At 31.7% G+C, this 23,290-nt stretch carries 19 protein-coding genes; all 19 read right to left on the bottom strand.

Annotation, left to right across the window (positions count from 1 at the left end; genetic code table 11):
- Positions 1–68: 68 nt before the first annotated feature.
- Positions 69–656, bottom strand: a complete 588-nt coding sequence (gene pgsA / locus CKL_RS07110; RefSeq protein ID WP_012101833.1) for a CDP-diacylglycerol--glycerol-3-phosphate 3-phosphatidyltransferase — start codon at positions 654–656, stop codon at positions 69–71.
- A complete protein-coding gene (rimO, locus tag CKL_RS07105; protein ID WP_012101832.1) occupies positions 640–1,980 on the bottom strand; it encodes a 30S ribosomal protein S12 methylthiotransferase RimO in 1,341 nt (446 codons plus the stop codon). The genes pgsA and rimO overlap by 17 nt, the downstream gene beginning before the upstream one ends.
- A 131-nt stretch (positions 1,981–2,111) precedes the next feature.
- Complete coding sequence (locus tag CKL_RS07100; RefSeq protein ID WP_012101831.1) at positions 2,112–4,403, bottom strand: FtsK/SpoIIIE family DNA translocase; 2,292 nt, start codon at positions 4,401–4,403, stop codon at positions 2,112–2,114.
- Positions 4,404–4,570: 167 nt separating this feature from the next.
- Complete coding sequence (locus CKL_RS07095; protein ID WP_012101830.1) at positions 4,571–5,260, bottom strand: ClpP family protease; 690 nt, start codon at positions 5,258–5,260, stop codon at positions 4,571–4,573.
- A gap of 56 nt (positions 5,261–5,316) precedes the next feature.
- Positions 5,317–6,516: an aspartate kinase gene (dapG, locus tag CKL_RS07090; RefSeq protein ID WP_012101829.1), complete on the bottom strand. Its 1,200-nt coding sequence runs from the start codon at positions 6,514–6,516 to the stop codon at positions 5,317–5,319.
- Positions 6,517–6,791: 275 nt separating this feature from the next.
- Positions 6,792–7,064 carry a YlmC/YmxH family sporulation protein gene (locus tag CKL_RS07085; protein ID WP_012101828.1) on the bottom strand — a complete coding sequence of 91 codons (273 nt, stop codon included), beginning with the start codon at positions 7,062–7,064 and terminating at the stop codon, positions 6,792–6,794.
- Between the two features lie 108 nt (positions 7,065–7,172).
- Entirely contained in the window at positions 7,173–8,471 is a 1,299-nt protein-coding gene (locus tag CKL_RS07080; protein ID WP_012101827.1) for a M16 family metallopeptidase, read from the bottom strand.
- A gap of 95 nt (positions 8,472–8,566) precedes the next feature.
- Positions 8,567–10,693 carry a polyribonucleotide nucleotidyltransferase gene (locus tag CKL_RS07075; protein ID WP_012101826.1) on the bottom strand — a complete coding sequence of 709 codons (2,127 nt, stop codon included), beginning with the start codon at positions 10,691–10,693 and terminating at the stop codon, positions 8,567–8,569.
- A gap of 70 nt (positions 10,694–10,763) precedes the next feature.
- Entirely contained in the window at positions 10,764–11,027 is a 264-nt protein-coding gene (rpsO, locus tag CKL_RS07070; protein WP_012101825.1) for a 30S ribosomal protein S15, read from the bottom strand.
- Positions 11,028–11,142: 115 nt separating this feature from the next.
- Positions 11,143–12,081 (bottom strand): bifunctional riboflavin kinase/FAD synthetase, encoded by a 939-nt coding sequence (locus tag CKL_RS07065; RefSeq protein ID WP_012101824.1) that lies wholly within the window; start codon positions 12,079–12,081, stop codon positions 11,143–11,145.
- Positions 12,082–12,092: 11 nt separating this feature from the next.
- The gene (gene truB / locus CKL_RS07060) at positions 12,093–12,962 is read right to left on the bottom strand and encodes a tRNA pseudouridine(55) synthase TruB (RefSeq protein WP_012101823.1); all 870 of its coding nucleotides are present in this window, start codon (positions 12,960–12,962) and stop codon (positions 12,093–12,095) included.
- Positions 12,962–13,927, bottom strand: coding sequence for a DHH family phosphoesterase (locus tag CKL_RS07055; protein WP_012101822.1), 966 nt, complete (start codon positions 13,925–13,927; stop codon positions 12,962–12,964). The genes truB and CKL_RS07055 overlap by 1 nt, the downstream gene beginning before the upstream one ends.
- The gene (gene rbfA / locus CKL_RS07050; RefSeq protein WP_012101821.1) at positions 13,914–14,279 is read right to left on the bottom strand and encodes a 30S ribosome-binding factor RbfA; all 366 of its coding nucleotides are present in this window, start codon (positions 14,277–14,279) and stop codon (positions 13,914–13,916) included. The genes CKL_RS07055 and rbfA overlap by 14 nt, the downstream gene beginning before the upstream one ends.
- Positions 14,280–14,297: 18 nt before the next feature.
- Positions 14,298–16,382: a translation initiation factor IF-2 gene (gene infB, locus CKL_RS07045; protein WP_012101820.1), complete on the bottom strand. Its 2,085-nt coding sequence runs from the start codon at positions 16,380–16,382 to the stop codon at positions 14,298–14,300.
- Between the two features lie 17 nt (positions 16,383–16,399).
- Entirely contained in the window at positions 16,400–16,717 is a 318-nt protein-coding gene (locus tag CKL_RS07040; protein ID WP_012101819.1) for a 50S ribosomal protein L7ae-like protein, read from the bottom strand.
- Positions 16,707–16,976: an RNase P modulator RnpM gene (gene rnpM / locus CKL_RS07035; protein ID WP_012101818.1), complete on the bottom strand. Its 270-nt coding sequence runs from the start codon at positions 16,974–16,976 to the stop codon at positions 16,707–16,709. Before rnpM ends, CKL_RS07040 begins: the two co-directional genes overlap by 11 nt.
- A 12-nt stretch (positions 16,977–16,988) precedes the next feature.
- Positions 16,989–18,056, bottom strand: coding sequence for a transcription termination factor NusA (gene nusA, locus CKL_RS07030; protein ID WP_012101817.1), 1,068 nt, complete (start codon positions 18,054–18,056; stop codon positions 16,989–16,991).
- Between the two features lie 18 nt (positions 18,057–18,074).
- Positions 18,075–18,539 carry a ribosome maturation factor RimP gene (gene rimP, locus CKL_RS07025; RefSeq protein ID WP_012101816.1) on the bottom strand — a complete coding sequence of 155 codons (465 nt, stop codon included), beginning with the start codon at positions 18,537–18,539 and terminating at the stop codon, positions 18,075–18,077.
- Positions 18,540–18,812: 273 nt separating this feature from the next.
- On the bottom strand, positions 18,813–23,132 hold the full coding sequence (locus CKL_RS07020) for a PolC-type DNA polymerase III (protein WP_012101815.1): 4,320 nt from the start codon (positions 23,130–23,132) through the stop codon (positions 18,813–18,815).
- Positions 23,133–23,290 lie beyond the last annotated feature (158 nt).

The raw sequence follows: 23,290 nt of genomic DNA, 5'->3' as shown, positions 1-23,290 counted from the left end.
GTCAATAATTTCATCCAAGTTATATTTTAATTATAAACCTATAGGTATTTTTTAATCAACGCTACATACTATTTATTTGGATTTAATACACCTTTATTTTTCACAAAATAATCTAGCCCAGAAATTAAAGTAGCCGCTATAGCCAAGAACATAGCAATACCTGTAATCCAATTTAACATTTTATGTGGATGACTTATAACAGTTTTTACAAATCCTAAAGATACATGATTATAATTTAAATTTACCAAAGCAAGTATTATTGCAACTATTTGAGTTACAGTTTTAACTTTTCCCCAGGGACTTGCCGCTATCACTATACCATCTGAAGCAGCCACTGCCCTAAGACCCGTTACTGCAAATTCTCTAGCTATTATTATCATGGCAACCCAGGTAGGTATTATATGATATTCTACCAATGATATAAGCGCTGCAGTAACCAAAAGTTTATCTGCTAGTGGATCCATAAACTTACCAAAGCGAGTTATTTGATTTCTACTTCTAGCTATGTACCCATCTAATTTATCTGTTATAGATGCCAGTATAAAAATAACTATTGCAATAAATTTTCCATAAGGTACATCCTCTAAAGTTATAAAAATCAAAAAGAACGGAATTAATAAAATTCTAATTATTGTAAGTTTATTTGCCAGATTCATCATATACAACTCCCACCAAATCATATTCAACACTATTTGTAATTTTCACATCAATCATAGTACCTACTTTTAGTTCCTTTTTACTTTTTATGTATATAACTCCATCTATGTCTGGAGCCATTGCATAGTTTCTTCCATACCATACACCTTCTTTTTTTCCCTCCACAAGTACTTTATACTTATTTCCAATCTTGTATTTTTGCATGGAATATATAATATGTTTCTGGAGCATCATAAGCTCCCCTTCTCTTGCGGTCTTTAATTCTTCTGAAACTTGATCTTTCATCTTATACGCTCTAGTTCCTTCTTCCCTGGAATATTTAAATACTCCCAGATTATCAAACTTAATATTTTCTATAAAATTCTTTAATTCTTTAAAATCTTCTTCGCTTTCTCCTGGAAACCCAACTATTATAGTAGTTCTAATTGAGATATCATTTATTTTTTTCCTAAGTTCATTTATATTTCTTAATATATCTTTTTTCCTGCCGCGTCTGCCCATAAGTTTTAATATATTATCACTTATGTGCTGCAGGGGAATATCTATATAATTACATACTTTATCATTTAGGGCTATTTCATCTATAATATCTTCCGTTATTTCTTCAGGGTAACAATAAAGCAGCCTAATCCACTCTATTCCTTCAATTTTCGATATACTTCTCATAAGTTCAGGAAGCATTTTTTTATTATACAAATCTATTCCATATCTTGTAGTATCCTGTGCAATAAGTATTACTTCTTTAACTCCCCTAAGTGATAATTCATTACACTCTTGTAATATATTTTCAATACTTCTACTTCTGTACTTTCCCCTTATTTTAGGGATTATACAATAAGTACAGTAATTATCACATCCTTCTGCAATTCTTAAATAGGCCGTATGAGACTTGGTTGTAAGTATTCTTTTACCTTCATTTATGTTAAGATCACTATATCCACAATTATGAATTTTATTTTGTTTATCACTTATAAAGTTATTTATATTTTCTACCAGCTTATCATAATCATTTACTCCAAGCATTATATCTATTTCAGGTAACAGTTCCATAAGTTCTATGCCGTATCTCTGTGCAAGACATCCTGTTACTACAATACCCCTGCAATTATATTTTCCCTTATACTGTGACATTTCAAGTATAGTATCTATAGACTCCTGCTTTGCCGATTCTATAAAACCACAGGTGTTTATAATTATAAAATCTGCCAACTTAGGATCTGTAACTATTTCATAGGCGGACTTTACATTGCCTAGTATTATCTCAGAATCCACTCTGTTTTTATCACAGCCTAAACTTATTAGTCCAACTTTTAATTTATCCACTAAGTCTCCTCCCATTTAGTTATTTTTAAATAACATATAAACACTTCATATAATATACAACTTACATAAAAAATTTTCAACATTTAATTTTGTGCACAATTGCTTAGAAAACCCACTAAATCTAAGAAGAGCTAGGTAGGTATATCATCTTTTCCATGAATTAAAATTTGTCTTGGTTTACCACCATCTTTTTTTGATATTATTTTTCTATTTTCCATTTCTTCTATTATTCTAGCTGCCCTATTATATCCTATTCTCAATCGTCTTTGAAGCAAGGATGTAGATACTTGTCCCTCATTTAATACAATTTCAACAGCTTTATCTAAAAATTCGTCATAGTCATTACCAGCATTAGAAGTAGGTATACCTTGATCTATTTGTTCTATTATCTTATCTTCATATTTAGATTCCCCTCCATTATTCTTTATATAATGTACTATTTTTTCAACTTCTGTTTCCGATATAAAAGCTCCTTGTATTCTAACAGGCTTTGAAATACCAGCAGGATAAAATAACATATCCCCCTTTCCAAGCAATCGTTCTGCCCCACTGCTGTCTAATATGGTTCTAGAATCGATTTGGCTGGACACTGCAAAAGATATTCTCGATGGTATATTGGCCTTAATCACTCCTGTGATTACGTCCACAGAGGGTCTTTGAGTTGCTATAACCAGATGCATTCCTGCAGCTCTAGCCATTTGTGCAAGACGTCCTATATAATCTTCAACCTCATTTGGACAAACCATCATTAAATCTGAAAGTTCATCTATTATTATAACCACAAAAGGAATTTTTCCTTCTGTTACGCCCTTGTCAAATAAATCATTATATCCTTCTATATTTCTAACACCATTATTTGCAAATAATTTATATCTTCTGTTCATTTCCTGCACTGCCCAATTTAGAGCACCAGCTGCCTTTTTAGGATCTGTAACTACAGGTATCAATAAATGGGGTATACCATTATACACACTAAGTTCAACTACCTTGGGATCTATCATTAAAAGTTTAACATCTCCTGGAGAATATTTATAAAGCAAACTCACTATAAGACTATTTATGCATACGCTTTTACCAGAACCTGTGGCACCTGCTATAAGCATATGAGGCATTTTTGTAAGATCAGATACCACACAGTTTCCCCCTATGTCTTTTCCCAAGCAATAGGCCAATTTATGATGGGAATTTACAAATTCTTCCGACTCAACCACTTCTCTTAAGTAAACAGATGTAAGTTCCCTATTTGGAACTTCTATTCCAATAACAGATTTCCCCGGTATTGGAGCTTCTATTCTAACTGCAGAAGCAGCAAGACCTAGAGCAATATCATCAGATAAATTTACAATTTTACTCACTTTAATTCCGGAACCCGGTTGAAGTTCAAATCTAGTTACAGAAGGTCCTCTGCTAACTTGAAGTATTTTTACATCTACTCCAAAACTTGCAAGGGTCTCTTCCAATTTACTAGCACTATTTATCAACTCTTTTTTATCCTGCTTATTCAATTTTACCTGTACATTTTGATTTAATAAATTCAAAGGCGGGAAATTATATAGAAAAACTGCATTTTCTCCACTTTGTATTACTTTTTCTTCAAACTCTGTACTTATAGGCTCCATATTTGCAGGATTAAACTTTTTCTCATAAGAGGTATCTTCTTCAGATTCTACAGGACATTCTAAATATTCATCATTTTTTACCTTATTTTTCTCTTTGTGATCTAATCCATCTTTTTTATCCATACTTCCATATTTCATAAAATCCAATATTCTAATTTTATTTAATCCTTTAATAAAATCTTTATTTTTAACTCGATTATTGTCATCATTGTTTTCATCCAGAACTTTTTCTTCTATTTTAGTATTTTCTGCTTTATTTTTTTGAGCCAATACTCTTCTAAGCTTATTCAATATATCATAAATAGTAAATTTACTCATCATTATAAAAGATATTATGTAAATGGCCAGAAAAATAACATAACAACCAACCGTTCCAAACAATCTAAATAAAGGTATATCTATTAAAATTCCTATTATACCACCATGAAATACATTATCAGAATTATATAATGTCCTTATAGCTAGGAATAGATTATATTCCATGTTATAATCAGACAATACTACCATATGTATGACTAACAGAGTATTAACCATAAAAAGTAAAATGCCATAAAATTTATTATTAAAAGTTATTTTGTTCCTTTTTATAATAAGACAACTTCCAATAAATATTATCAACATAGGAAATATAAAAGCCCCTACTCCAAATATTATTATTAAAATTTTCTTCATAAGCTTTCCAACTATGCCCGAAGAAGAAGGAGCAAATACACTTATTATCATAAGTATTCCCAATGTAGTTAACAATATACCTTTTATATCTTCATCTAACGAGTACTTTTTTTTTTGTCTAATTCTAGACATATGTGCCATCACCTCCAGTATATTATTAAGTATATCCTAATATAAAAAATATTCTACACTGTTTTTGTTTTTCCTTTAATATTTCTTAAAAGATAATTTGTGTTTCAATTATTGCTTTTATACAATTAAATTACCATAGGATTTCCCCTATGGTGATCTTAAGTACTCTACTTTTTTTCTAACATGGTATCTAGCTTTTTAATAGCGTCACTTATTCCTCCTACCTTATCTATTAATCCCTGTTCTACAGCTTGTTTTCCAATCAATATAGTCCCCATGTCATTTAATAGATCATCTGATTGGAGCATTAGATCACTTAATTTTTCTCTGGTTATCCTGGATGTTCTAACTATAAATTCATTTATCCTCTCCTGCATTTTATTAAAATATTGAAAGGTTTGAGGTACCCCAATGATCAGTCCATTCATCCTTATTGGATGGACAATCATTGTAGCTGTGGGAGATATAAAAGAATAATCAGAAGCAGTAGCAAGAGGAACCCCAATAGAGTGACCTCCCCCTATAACTAGAGATACTGTAGGTTTGCTTAAACTCCTTATCATTTCTGCTATAGCAAGTCCTGCTTCCACATCTCCTCCTACAGTATTTAAGACTACCAACACCCCTTCAACCCTAGGATCATTTTCCATAAGAATTAAATTAGGTATTACATGTTCATATTTAGTTGCCTTGGTTTCAGGCGGAAGGGTTACATGTCCTTCTATTTGCCCTATTATAGGAAGTATTTGAATTTTATTGTTTCCATCTGCTATACTGGACATACCAAATTCTTTTATATTATCTAATTTTTTATCGGTACTATTTTCTGTCATTTCCTTATTCATTCTTTGCGGCATTTCAATCTCCTCCTTAAATAAATTTATCTTATGCATTTTGGAAGATTGATATACATTTACTTTACATCCAATAAGAATTCTTTATGAAGTGCATTTATGGCTCTTTTTGTTTCACTGCTTTTAACAAGACACCATATGGTAGTGTGTGAATCAGCTGTCTGAAGCACTTCTATACCCTCTTCATACAACACCTTTAATATTCTGGCCATAACTCCTGGTATACCTCTCATACCGCTTCCTATAAGAGCTATTTTACTGCAGTTTTCTATTAGAGAATATACAAGAGCTAAATTCCCAGCTACTATCTTAAAATTACCTATATCTTTATTATCTATGGTAAAAATCTGCTTACTCGGAAATACATTTATTAAATCTATACTTATTGAATTATTGGCCATTTCCTCTAGTAAGGTATTATATATTTTATTATTTTCATTATAATTTACCGTAACTTGAATTCTATTATCCATAGAAGTTATGCCACTTATTACCTTATCCGACTCTCCTATAACAGAATTGGTTATTATTGTACCCTTGCAATCATTTAAAGTATTCTTTACAACAAGAGGTACATTACCACTCATGGCTATTTTTACCGCCCTTGGATGTATTACTTTTGCTCCTTGATCTGCAAATTGAAACACCTCATTATAGCTTATTTGTTCAATTAAAAATGCTTCTGATACTATTCCTGGATCTGCTGTCATTATTCCATCTACATCTGTATATATTTCTATGGATTCAGAATCCAGGGCAACCCCTAAAATTGATGCAGTAACATCACTTCCACCTCTTCCTAAAGTAGTTATATGTCCACTTTCACTTTCTCCTTGAAATCCTGCAACTATAGGAATTTTACCTTCATTAATTAAATTTAACAATCTTTCTTTTTTTACTTTTAAAATGGAAGCATTATTGTAAGTATCATCAGTAATTATACCTGCTTGTCCCCCAGTTAAAGGCACTGCTTTTACACCTTGACTTAAAAGTTCATCTGCTAAAACCACTGTACTTATGATTTCACCACAGCTTATAAGTAAATCTACTCCTAAAGGATTTTTAATTTTAAAATCTTCTTTTATTAATGAAAGTAGTGTATCTGTAGCATAGGGTTGGCCTTTTCTACCCATGGCAGATACTACCACAACCGGACAGAATCCTTTATCTTTTGCTTTTAATATTTTATTTACTACCTGTTCTCTTCTCTCATGAGTAGAAACAGAAGTACCTCCAAATTTTTGAATCACTATTTTCATATTAATCCTCCATTACACAACTTATTATAAAGTAATTCTTAGGTTCAGATAGAGTTTGCTCATGATAAATACTTTTTCTCTATGTGAACCTTAGAAGAACTTACCCATGCGCATATAAGTGTATATTCCCACTTTAAATACTCCCGGGGTATTAGCTAATTCCAACTCTTAGATAAATATATACTTAATATACATTTCTAAAAATATGTGTTAAATTGCAGCTTACTAATATATAATATGCTAATAGCGGATAATATGTTAATTAGTGTATACTATTAACGTACTTTTTTAAGGGATTTTTCATCTACATCTATTATAATGGTTTTAGTACCTATTTTCTTTACATATTCCCAGGGTACTTCTATAAATTCACTTTTTCCAAAAATACTAAATCTTGACTTGCCATCATTTAAAATAAGCATTTTTAAAATCCCTTCTGAATCCACTATTATGTCGTTATTACCTAAAAAATTAAATTTATTGCCGTCATTTACATTTATAATTTCATATCTTTCCATATCACTGTAAAATTTTATATTTTCATCCATACTTATATCCCCCTATGTTTTATCTGTTATATTATATTATGAGTAATATAATATACTTATTACAGGGTTTAGGTATAATAGCAATTTAAAATATATGAATCAGTGATTCTAAATTAAATTCTTCTTTGATTTTTCAAAGGAAATACTATCCTTTTCTAATAAATTTTCTATAACAGGCATATCTATTTCTTTTCCTACAAAAGATGAATTTGCTATACCTTTATAAAATGTATTTTTCATTATTCTTTCAATGCTCTCCTCATCTATCTCATTTATCTTGGCTATAATATTTTCCGGTATATTTAATCTATTTAAAAGCAAAAGAGATTTTCCATTATTGAACATTCTGCTGCTTATACTTTCAAGTCCCAATATATAATTCCCTTTTAACTGTTCTTTTAATTTTTTTAATTTATCCTTTGTTATAATTGAGGTTGAAAATTTTATCATTTCATCTTTTATTCTTGCTATTACATCATAAGCATATTTGGCATTCAATCCCACATAAACAGTCACTGCCCCTACATTATTAAAAGAGGTTATATAAGAATATATTGAATAACAAAGACCTCTTTCCTCTCTTATTTTCTGAAATAATATAGAAGAAGCCATCCCTCCATACATGTTGTTTAAAATTAAGAGAGTATAAAGATCATCACTGCCATTTTCCACTCCTGGTATACCTAAACTAAGATGCAGCTGTTCTATATTCTTTTTTTTGAAAAAATGATTATTTAAAAACTCTGGTTTAGAATAATGAGTTACTTTTTTATTCAATATAGCCCATGTACCAAAATATTTTTCTATTAATTTTTCAACTTTACTTAGCTCTACATTACCTGCTATGGAAATCACAGAGTTTTCTGGTATATAATAAGAGGATATGTACTCTATCAAATGTTCTCGTGTAAAGGATTTTACAGTATCTATGCTTCCTAATATAGGAAAGGATATAGAATCTTTTCCCCACATAGCCTTGCTGTGAAGATCAGAGAGTACATCTTCTGGAGAGTCTTCACTCATATTTATCTCCTCAATTATAACTCCTTTTTCCTTTTCTATATCTTCTGGCAAAAATCTACTATTAAATAACATATCCGATATGACATCTATAGCCAAGTCCAAATGTGAATTTAACACCTTTACATAAAAACATGTAGCTTCCTTGCCAGTAAATGCGTTTATTTGTCCTCCTACATCTTCTATACACTCTGCTATTTCAAGGGCAGTTCTATTAGTGGTTCCTTTAAAAAACATATGTTCAATAAAATGAGATATCCCATTATTTTTATCATTTTCATTTCTTGATCCATTTTTTACCCACAATCCCACACTCACAGAATTTACATAATCTATATCCTCTACAACTATTCTAAGACCATTATCCAGTTTAAATACATTATACAATAGAAATAGTCACCCCTTTTCCACATTAGTAACTTGAAAATTATAAAAATAGTTTAATTTAAAAAATAAAAAGGCACCTAAGCCCTTCTATTTTGCTACTTTTTTTGTACATCCTTCTCATTTTGTTCTTTCTTTTCTGAATCCTTTATAGCATCTTTTCTGGAAAGATTTATTCTTCCCTGATTATCTATTTCAATTACTTTAACTAATATTTCATCTCCTACAGAAACTATATCTTCTACTTTATTAACTCTTGTAAAATCTAACTTTGATATATGGACTAGTCCTTCTTTTCCCTTGTGTATTTCCACAAAAGCTCCAAAGTTAGTTATTTTAGTAACCTTGCCCAAATATATTTCCCCCACCAGTATCTCCCTAGTAAGATCATCTATTATTTTCAATGCTTTTTTAGCACCTTCACTATCTTCCGACATAACAAATATTTTTCCATCTTCTTTTATATCTATTTTAACTCCAGTTTCTGCTATTATTTTATTGATAACTTTTCCTCCGGATCCTATTACATCTCTTATTTTATCAGGAGGTATAGACATTATATAGGTCTTTGGTGCATATTTTGATACTTCTGCCCTATGCTCTGGAATACATTGTTTCATCTTCTCAAGTATATATAATCTAGCTGTTCTTGCTTTTTCAAGAGTTTCTTTTATACACTTATTGGATAACCCGTGAATTTTAGTATCAAACTGAATAGCCGTGATACCTTTTTCCGTTCCTCCAACTTTAAAATCCATATCACCGAAAAAGTCTTCCAATCCCTGTATATCCGTTAATATTTCTTCCTGAGATAAGTCTTCACTGGTTACAAGTCCCATAGCTATTCCAGCCGCAGGTCTTTTTATAGGAACACCTGCATCTAAAAGTGCCAGTGTACTTCCACATATACTAGCTTGAGATGTAGAACCATTGGAACTTAGAACTTCTGATACAAGTCTTATGGTATAAGGAAATTGTTCTTCCATTGGTATAAGTGGTTCCAGTGCTTTCTCAGCCAATGCGCCATGGCCTATTTCTCTTCTTCCAGGTCCTCTTAGAGGTCTAACTTCCCCGGTGCTGTAAGATGGAAAATTATAATGATGCATATATCTTTTAGAATCCTCAAGACCCACTCCATCAAGTATTTGTACGTCACCTAAAGATCCCAATGTAACAACAGTCATCACCTGAGTCAATCCTCTAGTAAACAACCCTGTGCCATGTGCCCTCGGAAGAAATCCTACTTCACAGCTTATAGGACGTACCTCATCAAATTCCCTTCCATCTACTCTTCTATGTTCTTTAAGCAGCATACCTCTAACTATTTCCTTTTTTACTCTATACACTACATCAGCTATGTCACTTTTATTATCTGCATAATCTTCAGAAAACTGCTCTTCTAATTTTTCATCAATATCTTTTAAAACCTTATTTCTCTCATCCCTATCTACTATATACATAGCATCTTTTATCATATCAAAAGCAAATCCTCTTACCTCTTCTTCTAAATCTTCATTTACCTTATATAAATCAGGTTCATCTTTTTTCTTACCATATTTTTTCATAACCTCTTCTTGAAATAAGGCTATTTTCTTGCATTCCTCAAAACCAAAAATTATGGCGTCATACATAATATCCTCTGGCACTTCACATGCTCCAGCTTCTACCATCATGACCCTCTCTTTAGTAGCACATACAGTAAGATTCAAAGTACTTTTTTCTCTATCCTCCAAATTAGGATTTATTATAAAATTCCCATCCACTAACCCCACAGCTACAGAGCCTACAGGAGTTATAAAAGGAATACTTGATATACAAAGTGCTAAAGATGCTCCATTCATAGCCACTATATTGGGTAAATTATCCTGATCTACAGATAATACTGTACACACTACCTGAACATCATTTCTATATCCTTTTGGGAATAACGGTCTAAGAGGTCTGTCTATTGCCCTTGCATTTAATATTGCCTTCTCTGAGGGCTTACCTTCCCTTTTTATAAATCCTCCTGGAATCTTTCCAACAGAATATAACCTTTCTTCATATTCTATACTTAAAGGAAAAAAATCTATTCCTTCTCTTGGCTTATCTGAAGCATTTGCATTGATTAAAACCACTGTATCACCATAGCTTATGAGCATACCACAATTAGACAACATACCTACCTTCTCACAGTCAACTTTCAAAGTTCTTCCTGCTACAGTAGTTTGAATAACTTCATTCATTAAAAATTTCCCTCCTCTCAATAAATTACAATTCCTTAAAACAATGGAGCGGTAAAAGCCGCTCCAAAAATTATTTTCTCAAATTTAGTGCCTTAATAATAGCACGATATCTTTCAATGTCTTGCTTAATTAAATAGTTAAGAAGTCCTCTTCTCTTACCAACCATCATTAAAAGTCCTCTTCTTGAATGGTGATCTTTTTTATGAATCTTCAAATGCTCATTCAAGTGATTAATTCTTGTAGTAAGCAGTGCTATTTGAACTTCTGGAGAACCTGTATCTCCTTCATGTCTTGCATACTTTTCCATTATTTCTTGTTTAACTGCCTTTTCCATTATGTTACACCTCCAATTGTTATTCCCCTTTATCCCAAGAATGCCGTCGGCAAATCGATATTCTTAGCATAAGGATCACGCCTGTAATTATAACAAATAAACTTACTATTGTAAATTAATTTTTAAAATTAATTTGTAATTTTTTCTTACTTGCATATAATTTGTCTTTTTTTAGCTGATTAGCTAATTCAGATAAACTATTAAACTTCAATTCATCTCTAATTCTCTCTATAAAATGTACTTTTGCATTTTTTCCATATGCATCCTCATTGAAATTCAATATATGAGTTTCAATACTCAGCTTATTATCACAGGTAGTAGGATTGTACCCTACATTTGTTATACCTTTAAATATACCATTATCCAATTGTACTATGGTATAATAAACTCCACCTTTTGGTATTACAAATTTTTTATCATAATTTAAATTTATTGTAGGAAAACCCAGTTTTCTCCCGAGATGTTTCCCATGTATTACCTTCCCCTGTATTGCAAAAGGACGTGTTAAAAGTTTATTTACTTTTTTCATATCCCCTTCGTCTGATATAAGTGTTCTTATTATTGAACTGCTGACTACTTGCCCTTTATATTTCACAGAATCTATTATACTTAGAGAAAATTTATAATTTTTGCTCATTTTTTTAAGTAAACTTACATCCCCAAGATTTTTATATCCAAATCTATAATTAAATCCCACTATAATTCCCTTAGCCCTATAATTATTTAAAAGGTGAATTACAAAGTCTTCGGGGTGGATTTTCATAAATTCTCTATTGAAGTTTGCCATATTTATTATATCCAATCCAGCATTTCTTAATACATTTACCTTGCACTCAGTATCCATTAAAATTTTAGGTGCCAGATCTGGGTTTATAGTACTAAGAGGATGATTCTTAAAAGTAAACACCATACTTTTTGCACCATTATTTTTGGCAAGTTTAATAGTTTTGTTTACCAAACTCATATGCCCCAAATGCAGTCCGTCAAAACTCCCTAAAGCAATATATGTACTTTTCATAAAATGCTTTTCAAAATTATCTTCTATAACTATCATATCTAATTACCTCAAACAAACAATTTTACCATTTTAAATTGAAAATCTTTATTCATTCCAATACCTATAAATTTATTACCTTCTATATAAACTCTATATAGTTTATCTTTTATTGTTTTACTTAAAAAACTTTCATCTTTTATACTTATTCCATTTAATATCTTTTTTACATACTCATCTTCTACCAAAACTTCAGGATATCCATAAAGGGCCTTGTCTATGGGTATAATGTATTTTAATATATTTTCACTATCTAAATATTCAAGAGCAATGGAATCTGCAATATTAAAATTGCCTGTAGACAATCTCTTTAAATTCCACATAGTACCTCCGCAATTTAGATTGTTTCCAATATCATTACACAAACTCCTAATATAAGTACCCTTTGAACAGGTTACTTTAAATGATACATAGGGTAATTCTATATTTACAATATCTATAGAATATATGGTTATTTTTCTTTTCTTTCTCTCTATTTCTATGCCTTTTCTGGCCAGTTCATAAAGTCTCCTGCCATTTACTTTCAATGCCGAATACATAGGCGGCACTTGTTCTATTTCCCCTTGAAAACTTAAAATTTCCTCTATTATATCTTTCTTTTTTAGGTAAACACCTCTAGTATTTACCACACTTCCTTCTCTATCATAAGTTTCCGTAGTGATTCCAAGCCTTAATTCTGCCAAATATATTTTTTTACTTTCAACCATATAATCTGCAAATTTTGTAGCCCTGCCAACACAAATAGGAAGTACTCCCGATGCCATTGGGTCAAGGGTGCCTGTATGACCTACCTTTTCATTTTTCAACATAAACCTCACTTTTCTAACCACATCAAAAGAGGTCATGCCTTCAGGTTTATTTATATTTAAAATTCCATCCATCATAATAACTCTTTTTCAACTTCCACTAGTACTATATGTTTTACCTCTTCAATAGATTTATCTAAAATGACAAATCCACTGGCCCGCAAGTGTCCTCCTCCACCAAAAGTTTCTGCTATTTTTCTTACATCCACTTTGGATTTAGACCTAAGACTTACCTTCACTCCCTGTTCCACTTCTTTTAATAAAATTCCTACTTCCACGGTGTCTATTTTCATCCCTATATTAATAATATCTGAAGTATCTGTATCCTTTATTATACCTACACTAGAGAGCATATCCTTTGTGATTTCTATAGTACAGATCTTATCTCCCGCTGCTAAATTCATAGATTCTATAGATTTTCCATATAACTTGATTCTTTGAAATTTCTTGTTTTCAAAAATTACCCTGTGTATTTCACTAAAATCTATACCCGCGTTAATTAAATCTCCTGCTATAGTATGGGTTACAGAAGTGGTGGAAGGATATTTAAAAGAACCGCTGTCTGTAATTATAGACGTATAAAGGCACTCTGCTATATCCCTATCCATATCGATTCCCATTAGTTTAATCATCTGATATATTATCTCCGATACTGCTGCTGCATTTGTGTCAACGTAATTCAAATCTCCATAGAGTTCATTTGATAAATGGTGATCTATATTTATTATGGTATAGCTTCTGTTTTCAAAGTTTAACTCTGCATTTATTCTCTTTACGTCTCCACAATCTAACACTATTACACATTCAGTATCCTTACTTACCTTAAATTTATTGTGGTCTACATTTTCACTGCCGCATAAAAATTTAAAATCCTCCAGCATTTCTTCTTTGGAAAGTATTTCAACTTCTTTTCCGAATTTTTTTAAACCCTGAAATAATGCAAGTGAACTTCCAATGGCATCTCCATCTGGAGAAGAATGAAAAGTTATTGCAATCTTATTGCAGTGCTTTATTTTATTTATTATATCATTCATTATCATGTTTTTCATTCTCCTTTATTTTGTGGAGAAGTTCATTTATATGCATGCCATACTCTATGGTATTATCCATTTCTATAATTATTTCCGGGGTATTTCTAAGTTTTACTCTATGCCCTACTTCCCTCCTTATAAAGCTTTCTGAACTTTTAAGCACCTGAAATGTATCATCTTTAGATTTATCTTCTCCATAAATACTTACAAATACTTTTGCATATTTTTGATCTTTTGTTACATCCACTTTTGTAACACTTACCATGGCACTAAGTCTTGGGTCTTTCATGTCATTTCTAATTATATTACTTATCTCCCTCTTCATTTCCTCATTTATTCTTCCGCTTCTGTAATTAGTCATAAATTATCACCTCTCCATTTATAACTCTTTTTTCTTAATCTCTTCTATATCATAAGCTTCTACAATATCGCCCTCTTTTATATCGTTAAATTTCTCAATTGAAAGTCCACATTCATATCCTTCTGCTGCTTCTTTTACGTCATCCTTAAATCTCTTTAAAGATGCAAGTTCAGATTCAAATATAACTATTCCATCTCTTATTATTCTAACTTTGCAATTCCTAACCATTTTGCCTTCTTGTACATAGCATCCTGCAATAGTACCTATATTGGATATTTTGTAAATCTGCCTTATTTCTGCTTTTCCAAGTATAACTTCTTTGTAATCCGGCTCAAGCATTCCTACCATAGCAGCCTTTATATCCTCTATGGCATTATATATAACCCTATAAGTCTTTACATCTACAGATTCTTTTTCTGCAGCCGCCTGTGCATTACTATCAGGTCTTACATTAAATCCTATTATTATAGCATTTGAAGCCGATGCCAAGGTTACATCTGTTTCTGTTATAGCACCTACTGCACCATGTATTACTCTGACTTTTACTTCTTCATTGGAAAGCTTTTGAAGAGATTGTTTTAATGCCTCTATAGAGCCCTGAACATCTGCTTTTACTATTATATTCAGTTCTTTTACTTTTCCCTCTTTTATCTGATTATATAAGTCTTCCAGTGAAACTTTATGAGTGGACTGCAGATACTCTTCCCTTATTTTTTGTTTTCTCTTTTCTGCTATATCCCTTGCAGTTTTCTCATCCTTAACTTGATGAAATCTATCTCCTGCTGCAGGTACTTCAGATAATCCAAGTATTTCTACAGGTATGGAAGGTCCTGCTGATTTAATCTTATTCCCTTTATCATCAAACATGGCTCTAATTCTTCCATAAGTACTTCCAACTATTATGGAATCTCCAACACTAAGTGTTCCATTTTGAATAAGAAGTGTTGCAACTGCTCCTCTACCCTTATCCAATTTAGCTTCTACCACGGTACCTTTACCATTTCTATTTGAGTTTGCCTTCAGTTCCTGCATCTCTGCTGTTAAAAGAACCATCTCCAGCAGTGTATCAATTCCTTCTTTAGTATGTGCAGATACAGGAATGCATATGGTATCTCCTCCCCAATCTTCCGGCACAAGTTGATACTCTGTAAGCTCCTGTTTTACTTTATCTACATTAGCACCAGGCCTATCTATTTTATTTATAGCTACAACTATAGGAACATTTGCTGCCTTACAGTGATTTATTGCCTCAGCAGTTTGCGGCATTATTCCATCATCTGCAGCTACAACCAGAATAACTATATCAGTTATTTGAGCTCCCCTAGCTCGCATAGCAGTGAAAGCCTCATGCCCTGGAGTATCTAAGAAAGTTATTTTTTCCCCATTTATAGTAACGGTATAGGCCCCTATATGCTGTGTTATTCCTCCTGCTTCTGTAGCAGTTACCTTAGATTTCCTTATAGCATCTAAAAGGGATGTTTTCCCATGATCTACGTGTCCCATAACAGTTACAACAGGAGGCCTTTTTTCTACATTAGTATCTTCATCCTCATCTTCATCTTGTTCTGCTACACCCTTGTCAATGTCTTCCTTCTTCTTTAATACGGTAATATCAAATTTTTCTCCTAATTTTTCTGCAGTACTAAAATCTATCTCCTGATTTATGGCTGCCATTACTCCCATAAATATAAGTTGTTTTATAACTTCTGTAATAGGTTTACCTATTTTTTCAGAAAATTCTTTTACTGTTATGGTATCTTCTATTTCCACTTTATGATTTTCTTTGGAAACTTGTTCGTTCAAATCTTTTACAGCTTTATCTTGCTTACTTTTATTTTTATCTGCAATTTTAACCGTATTTCCGGCATTCTTTTTAAATTTTTCGGATTTTTCTTCTGGTAAATTTTTATATTTATCTTCTAAATATTCCTCTTTATCTTCATTTTCTTCAATAAACTCCTTGATTAAATCCGCATCTTCTTCCTCTATTACACTCATATGATTTTTTACTTCTACTCCAAACTCCTCTAAAAGCAGTGTAATCAATTTTTTACTTGATATATTTAATTCTTTAGCTAATTCATAAATTCTTATTTTCGACAAACTATTCACCCCCGAAACTAAAGTTTTTCCTCTTTTTGCCATAAATCATATAATTTTTTTCCCATGTTTTTATCTGCAACTCCTACAACCTTTATCTCCTTTGTTCCTATTGCATTTCCAAGTTCTTCTTTACTATATGACAGCTTTGCGATTGGTATCTTATATTTATTACTGTAATTTAAAAATTTATTCCATGTATTTTCAGAAATATCATGACACATTACAATAAAATAGACTTTATTTTTTTTTATTTTTTCTTCACATATATTATATCCTTCTAAAAGCTTTCCTGCACGTTTTATTAACCCTATAAAACCCAAAAATTTATTTTTCATTTTCTATTTGTTCCTTTAAACTATCATATAATGCTTCATCAATTTGTATTTCAAGATTCTTTTGAATTCTTTTATTCTTAAAAGCTTTTTCAAGACACTCACTATCTCTGCATATATAAGCTCCTCTACCATTCTTCTTACCTGTAGGATCTACAAAAACTTCTCCTTCTTTATTTTTTACTATTCTTATAAGTTCTTTTTTGGGTTTCATTTCCATACATCCCGTGCACATTCTCTGCGGTATCTTCTTTTTTTTCATACAAACACCACCTTAATCAATTTTTTCATCTTCTACATCACTTTGCGATTTACTTTTTATGTCTATTTTCCAACCTGTAAGTTTCGCTGCTAATCTTACATTTTGCCCCTCTTTACCTATGGCCAGTGACAACTGGCTGTCATCTACTACAATTTGAGCAAATTTAATCTCTTCATCCAAAGTAACATCTAAGACCTTAGCAGGACTAAGGGCGTTGGCTATATATTCTTCCGGAAGTTTACTCCATTTTATTATATCTATTTTTTCACTTTTTAACTCATTTACTATATTTTGAACCCTTACACCTTTAGGTCCAACACAAGCTCCCATAGGATCTACATTTTCGTCATTTGAATGTACTGCAATTTTTGTTCTAGAACCTGCTTCTCTTGCTATTGACTTTATATCAACTGTTCCATCAAATACTTCTGGTACCTCAAGTTCAAATAATCTCTTTATAAGACCTGGATGAGTTCTGGATATTACAATTTGAGCTCCCTTAGTAGTATTTTTAACTTCTACAATATATAGTTTCAGTTTATCATTGAAATTATATTTTTCTCCAGGTATTTGTTCGTTAGGTCCAAGAATCGCCTCAGTTTTTCCTAGGTTCACCAATATATTATTTTTATCTTTTCTAATTACAGTACCTGTTATTATATCATCCTCTTTTTCAACAAAATCATTATATATAATTCTTCTCTCTTCTTCTTTTATCCTCTGTATAACTACCTGCTTTGCAGCCTGAGCAGCTACTCTCCCAAACTTTCTGGGAGTTACCTCTATATTTACTATATCTCCCATATCATAATTCGAATCTATTTCTTTTGCATCTTCTAAACTTATTTCACTTACATCATCTACTACATTATCTACTATGCTTTTCTGTGAATAAACATGAATTTCTCCATTTTCCCTATTCATAGTAACCTTAACATTTTGATTGCTTATTCCATGTCCTATATAATTTTTTTTATAGGCAGCAACTAATGCATCTTCTATAGTTGTAAATAATAAATCTTCACTTATACCCTTTTCTTTAACTATTTCTTTTAAGGCTTCTATAAATTCCTGATTCATTTCAAAATATACCTCCTCTTAAAGATCATCTTTTAAATTTACAGTTGAAATTTTACTTTTTGGAATAACAATCTCTTCTCCTTCACAACTAACCCTTAGTACACTTTCATCAAAGGACAAAAGTTTTCCCTGATACTTTTTCTTTCCCTTTAAAAGTCCCTGTATATTAACTATCACATTAAATCCAATATATCTTTTAAGATGTTCATGGGTATAAAGTGTTCTCTCTATACCTGGAGATGAAACCTCTAAATAATAAGGATCTCTTATAGGATCTTCCCTATCTAATATATCACTGACTGCCCTGCTTACAGCTTCACAATCTTCAAGGGATATATTTCCTTCTTCTTTATCTATAAATATTCTTAAATAATTATTATTTCCTTCTCTTTTAAATTCTAAATGATATAGTTCAAAATTCAAATTATCAACTATGGGCTTTATAAGTTTTAATACTCTTTCTACCAACATATGGTTACTCATTTCAAACCTCCTTACCTATAATGTTATACACTCTTTTAAGAAATGCTAACAGTCATTAATAATTTAAAAACGCAACTTTCGCTGCGTTTTTGACAAATAGAAAGAGCGGGCTCAAACCCACTCCTACATACCAAATAAATTGCTGTAGATTTACCACTTTTATTTTAACACACCCTACATTGTATTTCAAGAAAAATTATACAGAACTTTAAATCACTGATTATTTATGTATTTATCTATTATATATCTTAACATATAAGGGGTATATCAATTTTACATAAATAAAGATAATTGGTTGGTTTCTGGAAGATTACCCAAACATCCATGGTTATTTAAAGTATCTATTACTGTTTTAGAAACTTTGGCCCTTATTCTTAAATCCTCTTTAGATATAAATTCTCCTTCCTCTCTGGCTTTTACTATGTTTTTAGCTGCATTTTCCCCAAGCCCTGCCAGGGAATTCATTGGAACTCTTATTCCACTTTCTTCTATTAGAAATTTTATAGCATGAGATTTATACAAGTCTACCTTTAAAAATTTTATTCCCCTTTTATTCATCTCATAACACAGTTCCAATATAGTGAGAAGACCTTTATCCTTTTGCGTTAAATTATTGCCCTGGGAATAGAGCTCATCCATTTTTTTCTTTATGGCGCCTTCCCCTTGAACTACTATATCTGCATCAAACTCATTTGCCCTTACAGTAAAATATGCAGCATAATATGCCTTTGGATAGTATACTTTAAAATATGCTATTCTAACTGCCATCATTACATAGGCTACCGCATGACCTTTTGGAAACATGTATTTTATTTTTTTACAGGATTCAATATACCAATTAGGCACAGTATGTTCTCTCATTATAGCTTCATGTTCTTCTTTAAGTCCTTTCCCTTTTCTTACCATTTCCATTATGGTAAAAGATGTTTTTGGAGGAAGACCTTTTTGAATCAAATATATCATTATGTCATCTCTGCAGGCTATACAATCCTGCAATGTGGTATAACCTTCCTTTATATAATACTGAGCATTGTTAAGCCAAACATCCGTACCATGAGATAATCCTGAAATTCTCACTAAATCTGCAAAAGTTTTTGGATGGGTATCCATTAGCATCTGTCTTACAAACTTTGTTCCAAATTCCGGAAGTCCATAAGTCCCCACAGAGCAGTCAATTTCCTTTTCACTAACTCCAAGAGCCTCTGGAGAAGTAAATAAACTCATAACCTTTGGCTCTCCAAGAGGTATAGTTTTAGGATCAAGTCCTGTTAGATCCTGAAGCATTCTAAGTACAGTGGGATCATCATGACCCAGTATATCAAGCTTCAACAACCTTCCACTTATAGAATGATAATCAAAATGGGTAGTTATTATTTCCGTGCTGTTATCATCTGCAGGATGCTGTACCGGTGTGAAATTGTGTATATCATTGTCATCTGGAACTACCATGACTCCTCCGGGATGTTGTCCTGTAGTTCTCTTTATTCCAGTACACCCTTTTGTAAGTCTCTCTATTTCAGCCTGAGGCAGTACCATATTCTTCTCTGCTATGTACTTTTTAACATACCCATAAGCGGTTTTTTCTGCTATAGTACCTATAGTTCCTGCTCTAAATACGTGATCTTTTCCAAATAAAACTTCCGTATACTTATGTACTACAGGTTGATATTCACCTGAAAAGTTCAAATCTATATCTGGTTCTTTATCCCCTGCAAATCCCAAAAAAGTTTCAAAAGGTATATCATGACCGTCCTTCATAAGTTTTTCACCACAATCAGGACAACTTTTATCGGGCAGATCTGCTCCAGATCCTATGGAACCATCTGTAAAAAACTCACTGTATTTACAATTTGGACACACATAATGAGGTGGAAGTCCGTTAACTTCTGTAATGTTAGACATAGTTGCCACAAAAGAAGATCCCACAGAACCTCTGGAACCTACCAGGTATCCGTCATTGTAAGATTTTTCCACTAATTTCTGTGCAATAAGATAGAGTACAGCATATCCATTGTTTATTATGGAATTCAACTCTTTATCCAATCTCTCCTGTACAATCTCTGGCAGATTATCCCCATATATAGAATGCACTTTTTTAAGAGTCATATTTTTAATTTCTTCTTCTGCTCCTTCTATTTTCGGAGGAAAAGTTTCATCAGGTATAGGTTTTACCTCTTCTATCATATCTGCAATCTTATTAGTATTTTCAATCACAACTTCTCTTGCTTTTTTTTCACCTAAATATTCAAATTCGAAAAGCATCTCCTCTGTGGTTCTAAAATAGAGAGGGGGCTGATTATCTGCATCTGAGTATCCCTGGCCTGCCATTATTATACGTCTAAATATTTCATCTTTAGGATCCATAAAGTGTACATCTCCTGTAGCTATTACAGGGATATTATTAATAACGCCAAGGTCACATATCCTTCTATTTATGTCTTTTAATTGTTCTATATCTTTTACCAGGCCATTTCTTACCATAAATAAATTATTTTCTACAGGTTGTATTTCCAAATAATCGTAAAAGTCCAGTATGTCCTTTAACTCACTGTCACTTTTGCCTCCAAGAACCTCTCTATACACTTGACCTGCTTCACAGGCTCCCCCTATTATAAGACCCTCTCTATGTTTTATAATAATGCTTTTAGGCATTCGGGGTTTTTTAAAAAAATAATTTAAATTAGACTTGGATACCATCTTATATAAATTTTTAAGTCCTATCTGATTTTTAACCAATATTATAAGGTGGTACATAGGCTGTTTTTTAACATCTATATTACTCAAAAATTCTTTATTTAAATCTCCAAGGCTCAAAATATTCTTTTCTTTGAGCATTTTAAAACATCTTAAAAGTATTTCACAAGTAGCTCCCGCATCATCTACAGCTCTATGATGATTTTCTAAAGATATATCTAAATGTTTTGCAACTACATTTAATTTAAACCTTTTAAGCTCTGGAAATAAAAATTTACAGAGAGGTATGGTATCCATAACTGGATTTTTAAATTTTAAATTTAACTCCATGCAGTTCTTTTTTATAAATCCCACATCAAAATTAGCATTATGAGCTACCACTACAGAATTGTCTATAAATTCCATAAATTTAGGCAGAATATACTTTATACTTTCACAATTTTGTACCATTTCATCTGTGATACCGGTAAGTTGTGTAATAGTTAGTGGTATTGGCCTTTCTGGATTTACAAACTCACTAAATTTACCTACTACTTTTCCTTCTTTTATTTTAATGGCACCTATTTCTATTATATTATCATTTGTCATAGAGAAACCTGTAGTTTCAATATCAAAAATTACAAAAGTATCATCTAATGTTTTTTCATCTCCATTTATAGCAATAGGAATACCATCATCCACCATATATGCTTCTATACCATATATAACTTTAATGTTGTTCTTTTTAGCCGCTTCCATAGCTTCCGGGAATGCCTGAACTACACCGTGATCAGTTATTGCAATAGCCTTATGTCCCCACAAAGCCGCTCTTTTAATAAGATCTGATGCAGAACTAACTGCATCCATAGCACTCATTTGAGTATGCAGATGAAGTTCCACTCTTTTTTCTTCTGCAGTATCTATTTTTTCTTCTTTATGAATTTTTACTATATCCTTAGCCATTATAACTAATTCTCTTGCATAAATATCATTTATAGCTTCCCCTTTTACCATACAATAGAGTCCTTCTTTTATTTCCTCTATTATTCTATCTACATCTTTAGGTCTTGGAAAAAACTTAACTGTAATAGAACTTGTATAGTCAGTTATATAAAAAGTAATTATTTTTCTTCCCGTCTTAGTTTCTATAATTTCTTTTTTAAATATGTCTCCTTTTATTATAACTGTCTTAGATATATCAGTTATACTTACAATTTCCACAGGAACTCCGCTTATGGCTTTTCCTATAATTACAGGGTTTCTTTCAGAACAATTTTCTTTTCTATCTACCTTATGTTCTTCAATTTTTTTTGCTGCAGAAGATATACCACTGGATTTTCTAAACTTTTCATCCCTATATTTAAAAATATTTTCTATATATTTTTTTTCTTCTCTTTCACTTTTCTCCAGATAATCTTTAATGTTCAGCGCCTTATCATAGTTTACAACTACAGAACATTCAACTCCAAATAAATCCCTTATAGTTCTACACATAAGTTTTTCTATATTTTTATTTTTAAGTAAATTACATATAAATTCATTTCCGGTAGAAATTTTAAGCAAGTCTCCTTCTACTTTCTTAGAACACTTTTCTAAAAATTCTCTGCATACAGGAATATATGAAGCCATTATGCCTGTAAGTTCAATCCAGTGAACCTCACTTATATCTTTTAAGCACACATTAGATATATCCTTATACCATATAAGTTCTATACTGCAAAAGCCTCCCAATTTTTTATTAATTATATCCCGTATTTTACTTTGTATACGAGAATCCAAGCTTTCTTGTGACTTCAATACTACTTTTAATTTATTACTCTTTTTAAGATACTGTATTTTTAAAAGTTTTATACTTTCTGTCATGGTATTACTGTCTAAATCCAAATCCTCTTGCAGCATCTTTACAATATCCACACCCATTCTTTACCTCCTTAACCTATCAAGTGATTCAGAGGTTCAGGTGGAGTTTGCTTATAAGGAATACTTTCTCCATCTGAGCCCTAGAAGAACTTATCCAGAGGCGTTAGCCACGCTCTTATCCTCCACTTTTGAAGAAGATGGGGGTTAGCGATGGTAGC

Origin of the sequence: Clostridium kluyveri DSM 555 (assembly GCF_000016505.1) — a bacterium.
Taxonomy (GTDB): domain Bacteria; phylum Bacillota; class Clostridia; order Clostridiales; family Clostridiaceae; genus Clostridium_B; species Clostridium_B kluyveri.
Note: the sequence above shows the minus strand (reverse complement) of the source record. Positions and strands in the feature narration are given on the sequence as shown.

Coding starts and splice junctions, on each gene's coding strand:
- pgsA (WP_012101833.1), bottom strand. CDS start 656: ATGAATCTGGCAAATAAACTTACAATAATTAGAATTTTATTAATTCCG.
- CKL_RS07100 (WP_012101831.1), bottom strand. CDS start 4,403: ATGTCTAGAATTAGACAAAAAAAAAAGTACTCGTTAGATGAAGATATA.
- CKL_RS07095 (WP_012101830.1), bottom strand. CDS start 5,260: ATGCCGCAAAGAATGAATAAGGAAATGACAGAAAATAGTACCGATAAA.
- dapG (WP_012101829.1), bottom strand. CDS start 6,516: ATGAAAATAGTGATTCAAAAATTTGGAGGTACTTCTGTTTCTACTCAT.
- CKL_RS07085 (WP_012101828.1), bottom strand. CDS start 7,064: ATGGATGAAAATATAAAATTTTACAGTGATATGGAAAGATATGAAATT.
- CKL_RS07075 (WP_012101826.1), bottom strand. CDS start 10,693: ATGAATGAAGTTATTCAAACTACTGTAGCAGGAAGAACTTTGAAAGTT.
- rpsO (WP_012101825.1), bottom strand. CDS start 11,027: ATGGAAAAGGCAGTTAAACAAGAAATAATGGAAAAGTATGCAAGACAT.
- CKL_RS07065 (WP_012101824.1), bottom strand. CDS start 12,081: ATGATAGTTATAGAAGATAATTTTGAAAAGCATTTTATGAAAAGTACA.
- truB (WP_012101823.1), bottom strand. CDS start 12,962: ATGGATGGAATTTTAAATATAAATAAACCTGAAGGCATGACCTCTTTT.
- CKL_RS07055 (WP_012101822.1), bottom strand. CDS start 13,927: ATGATAATGAATGATATAATAAATAAAATAAAGCACTGCAATAAGATT.
- rbfA (WP_012101821.1), bottom strand. CDS start 14,279: ATGACTAATTACAGAAGCGGAAGAATAAATGAGGAAATGAAGAGGGAG.
- CKL_RS07040 (WP_012101819.1), bottom strand. CDS start 16,717: ATGAAAAATAAATTTTTGGGTTTTATAGGGTTAATAAAACGTGCAGGA.
- rnpM (WP_012101818.1), bottom strand. CDS start 16,976: ATGAAAAAAAAGAAGATACCGCAGAGAATGTGCACGGGATGTATGGAA.
- nusA (WP_012101817.1), bottom strand. CDS start 18,056: ATGAATCAGGAATTTATAGAAGCCTTAAAAGAAATAGTTAAAGAAAAG.
- rimP (WP_012101816.1), bottom strand. CDS start 18,539: ATGAGTAACCATATGTTGGTAGAAAGAGTATTAAAACTTATAAAGCCC.
- CKL_RS07020 (WP_012101815.1), bottom strand. CDS start 23,132: ATGGGTGTGGATATTGTAAAGATGCTGCAAGAGGATTTGGATTTAGAC.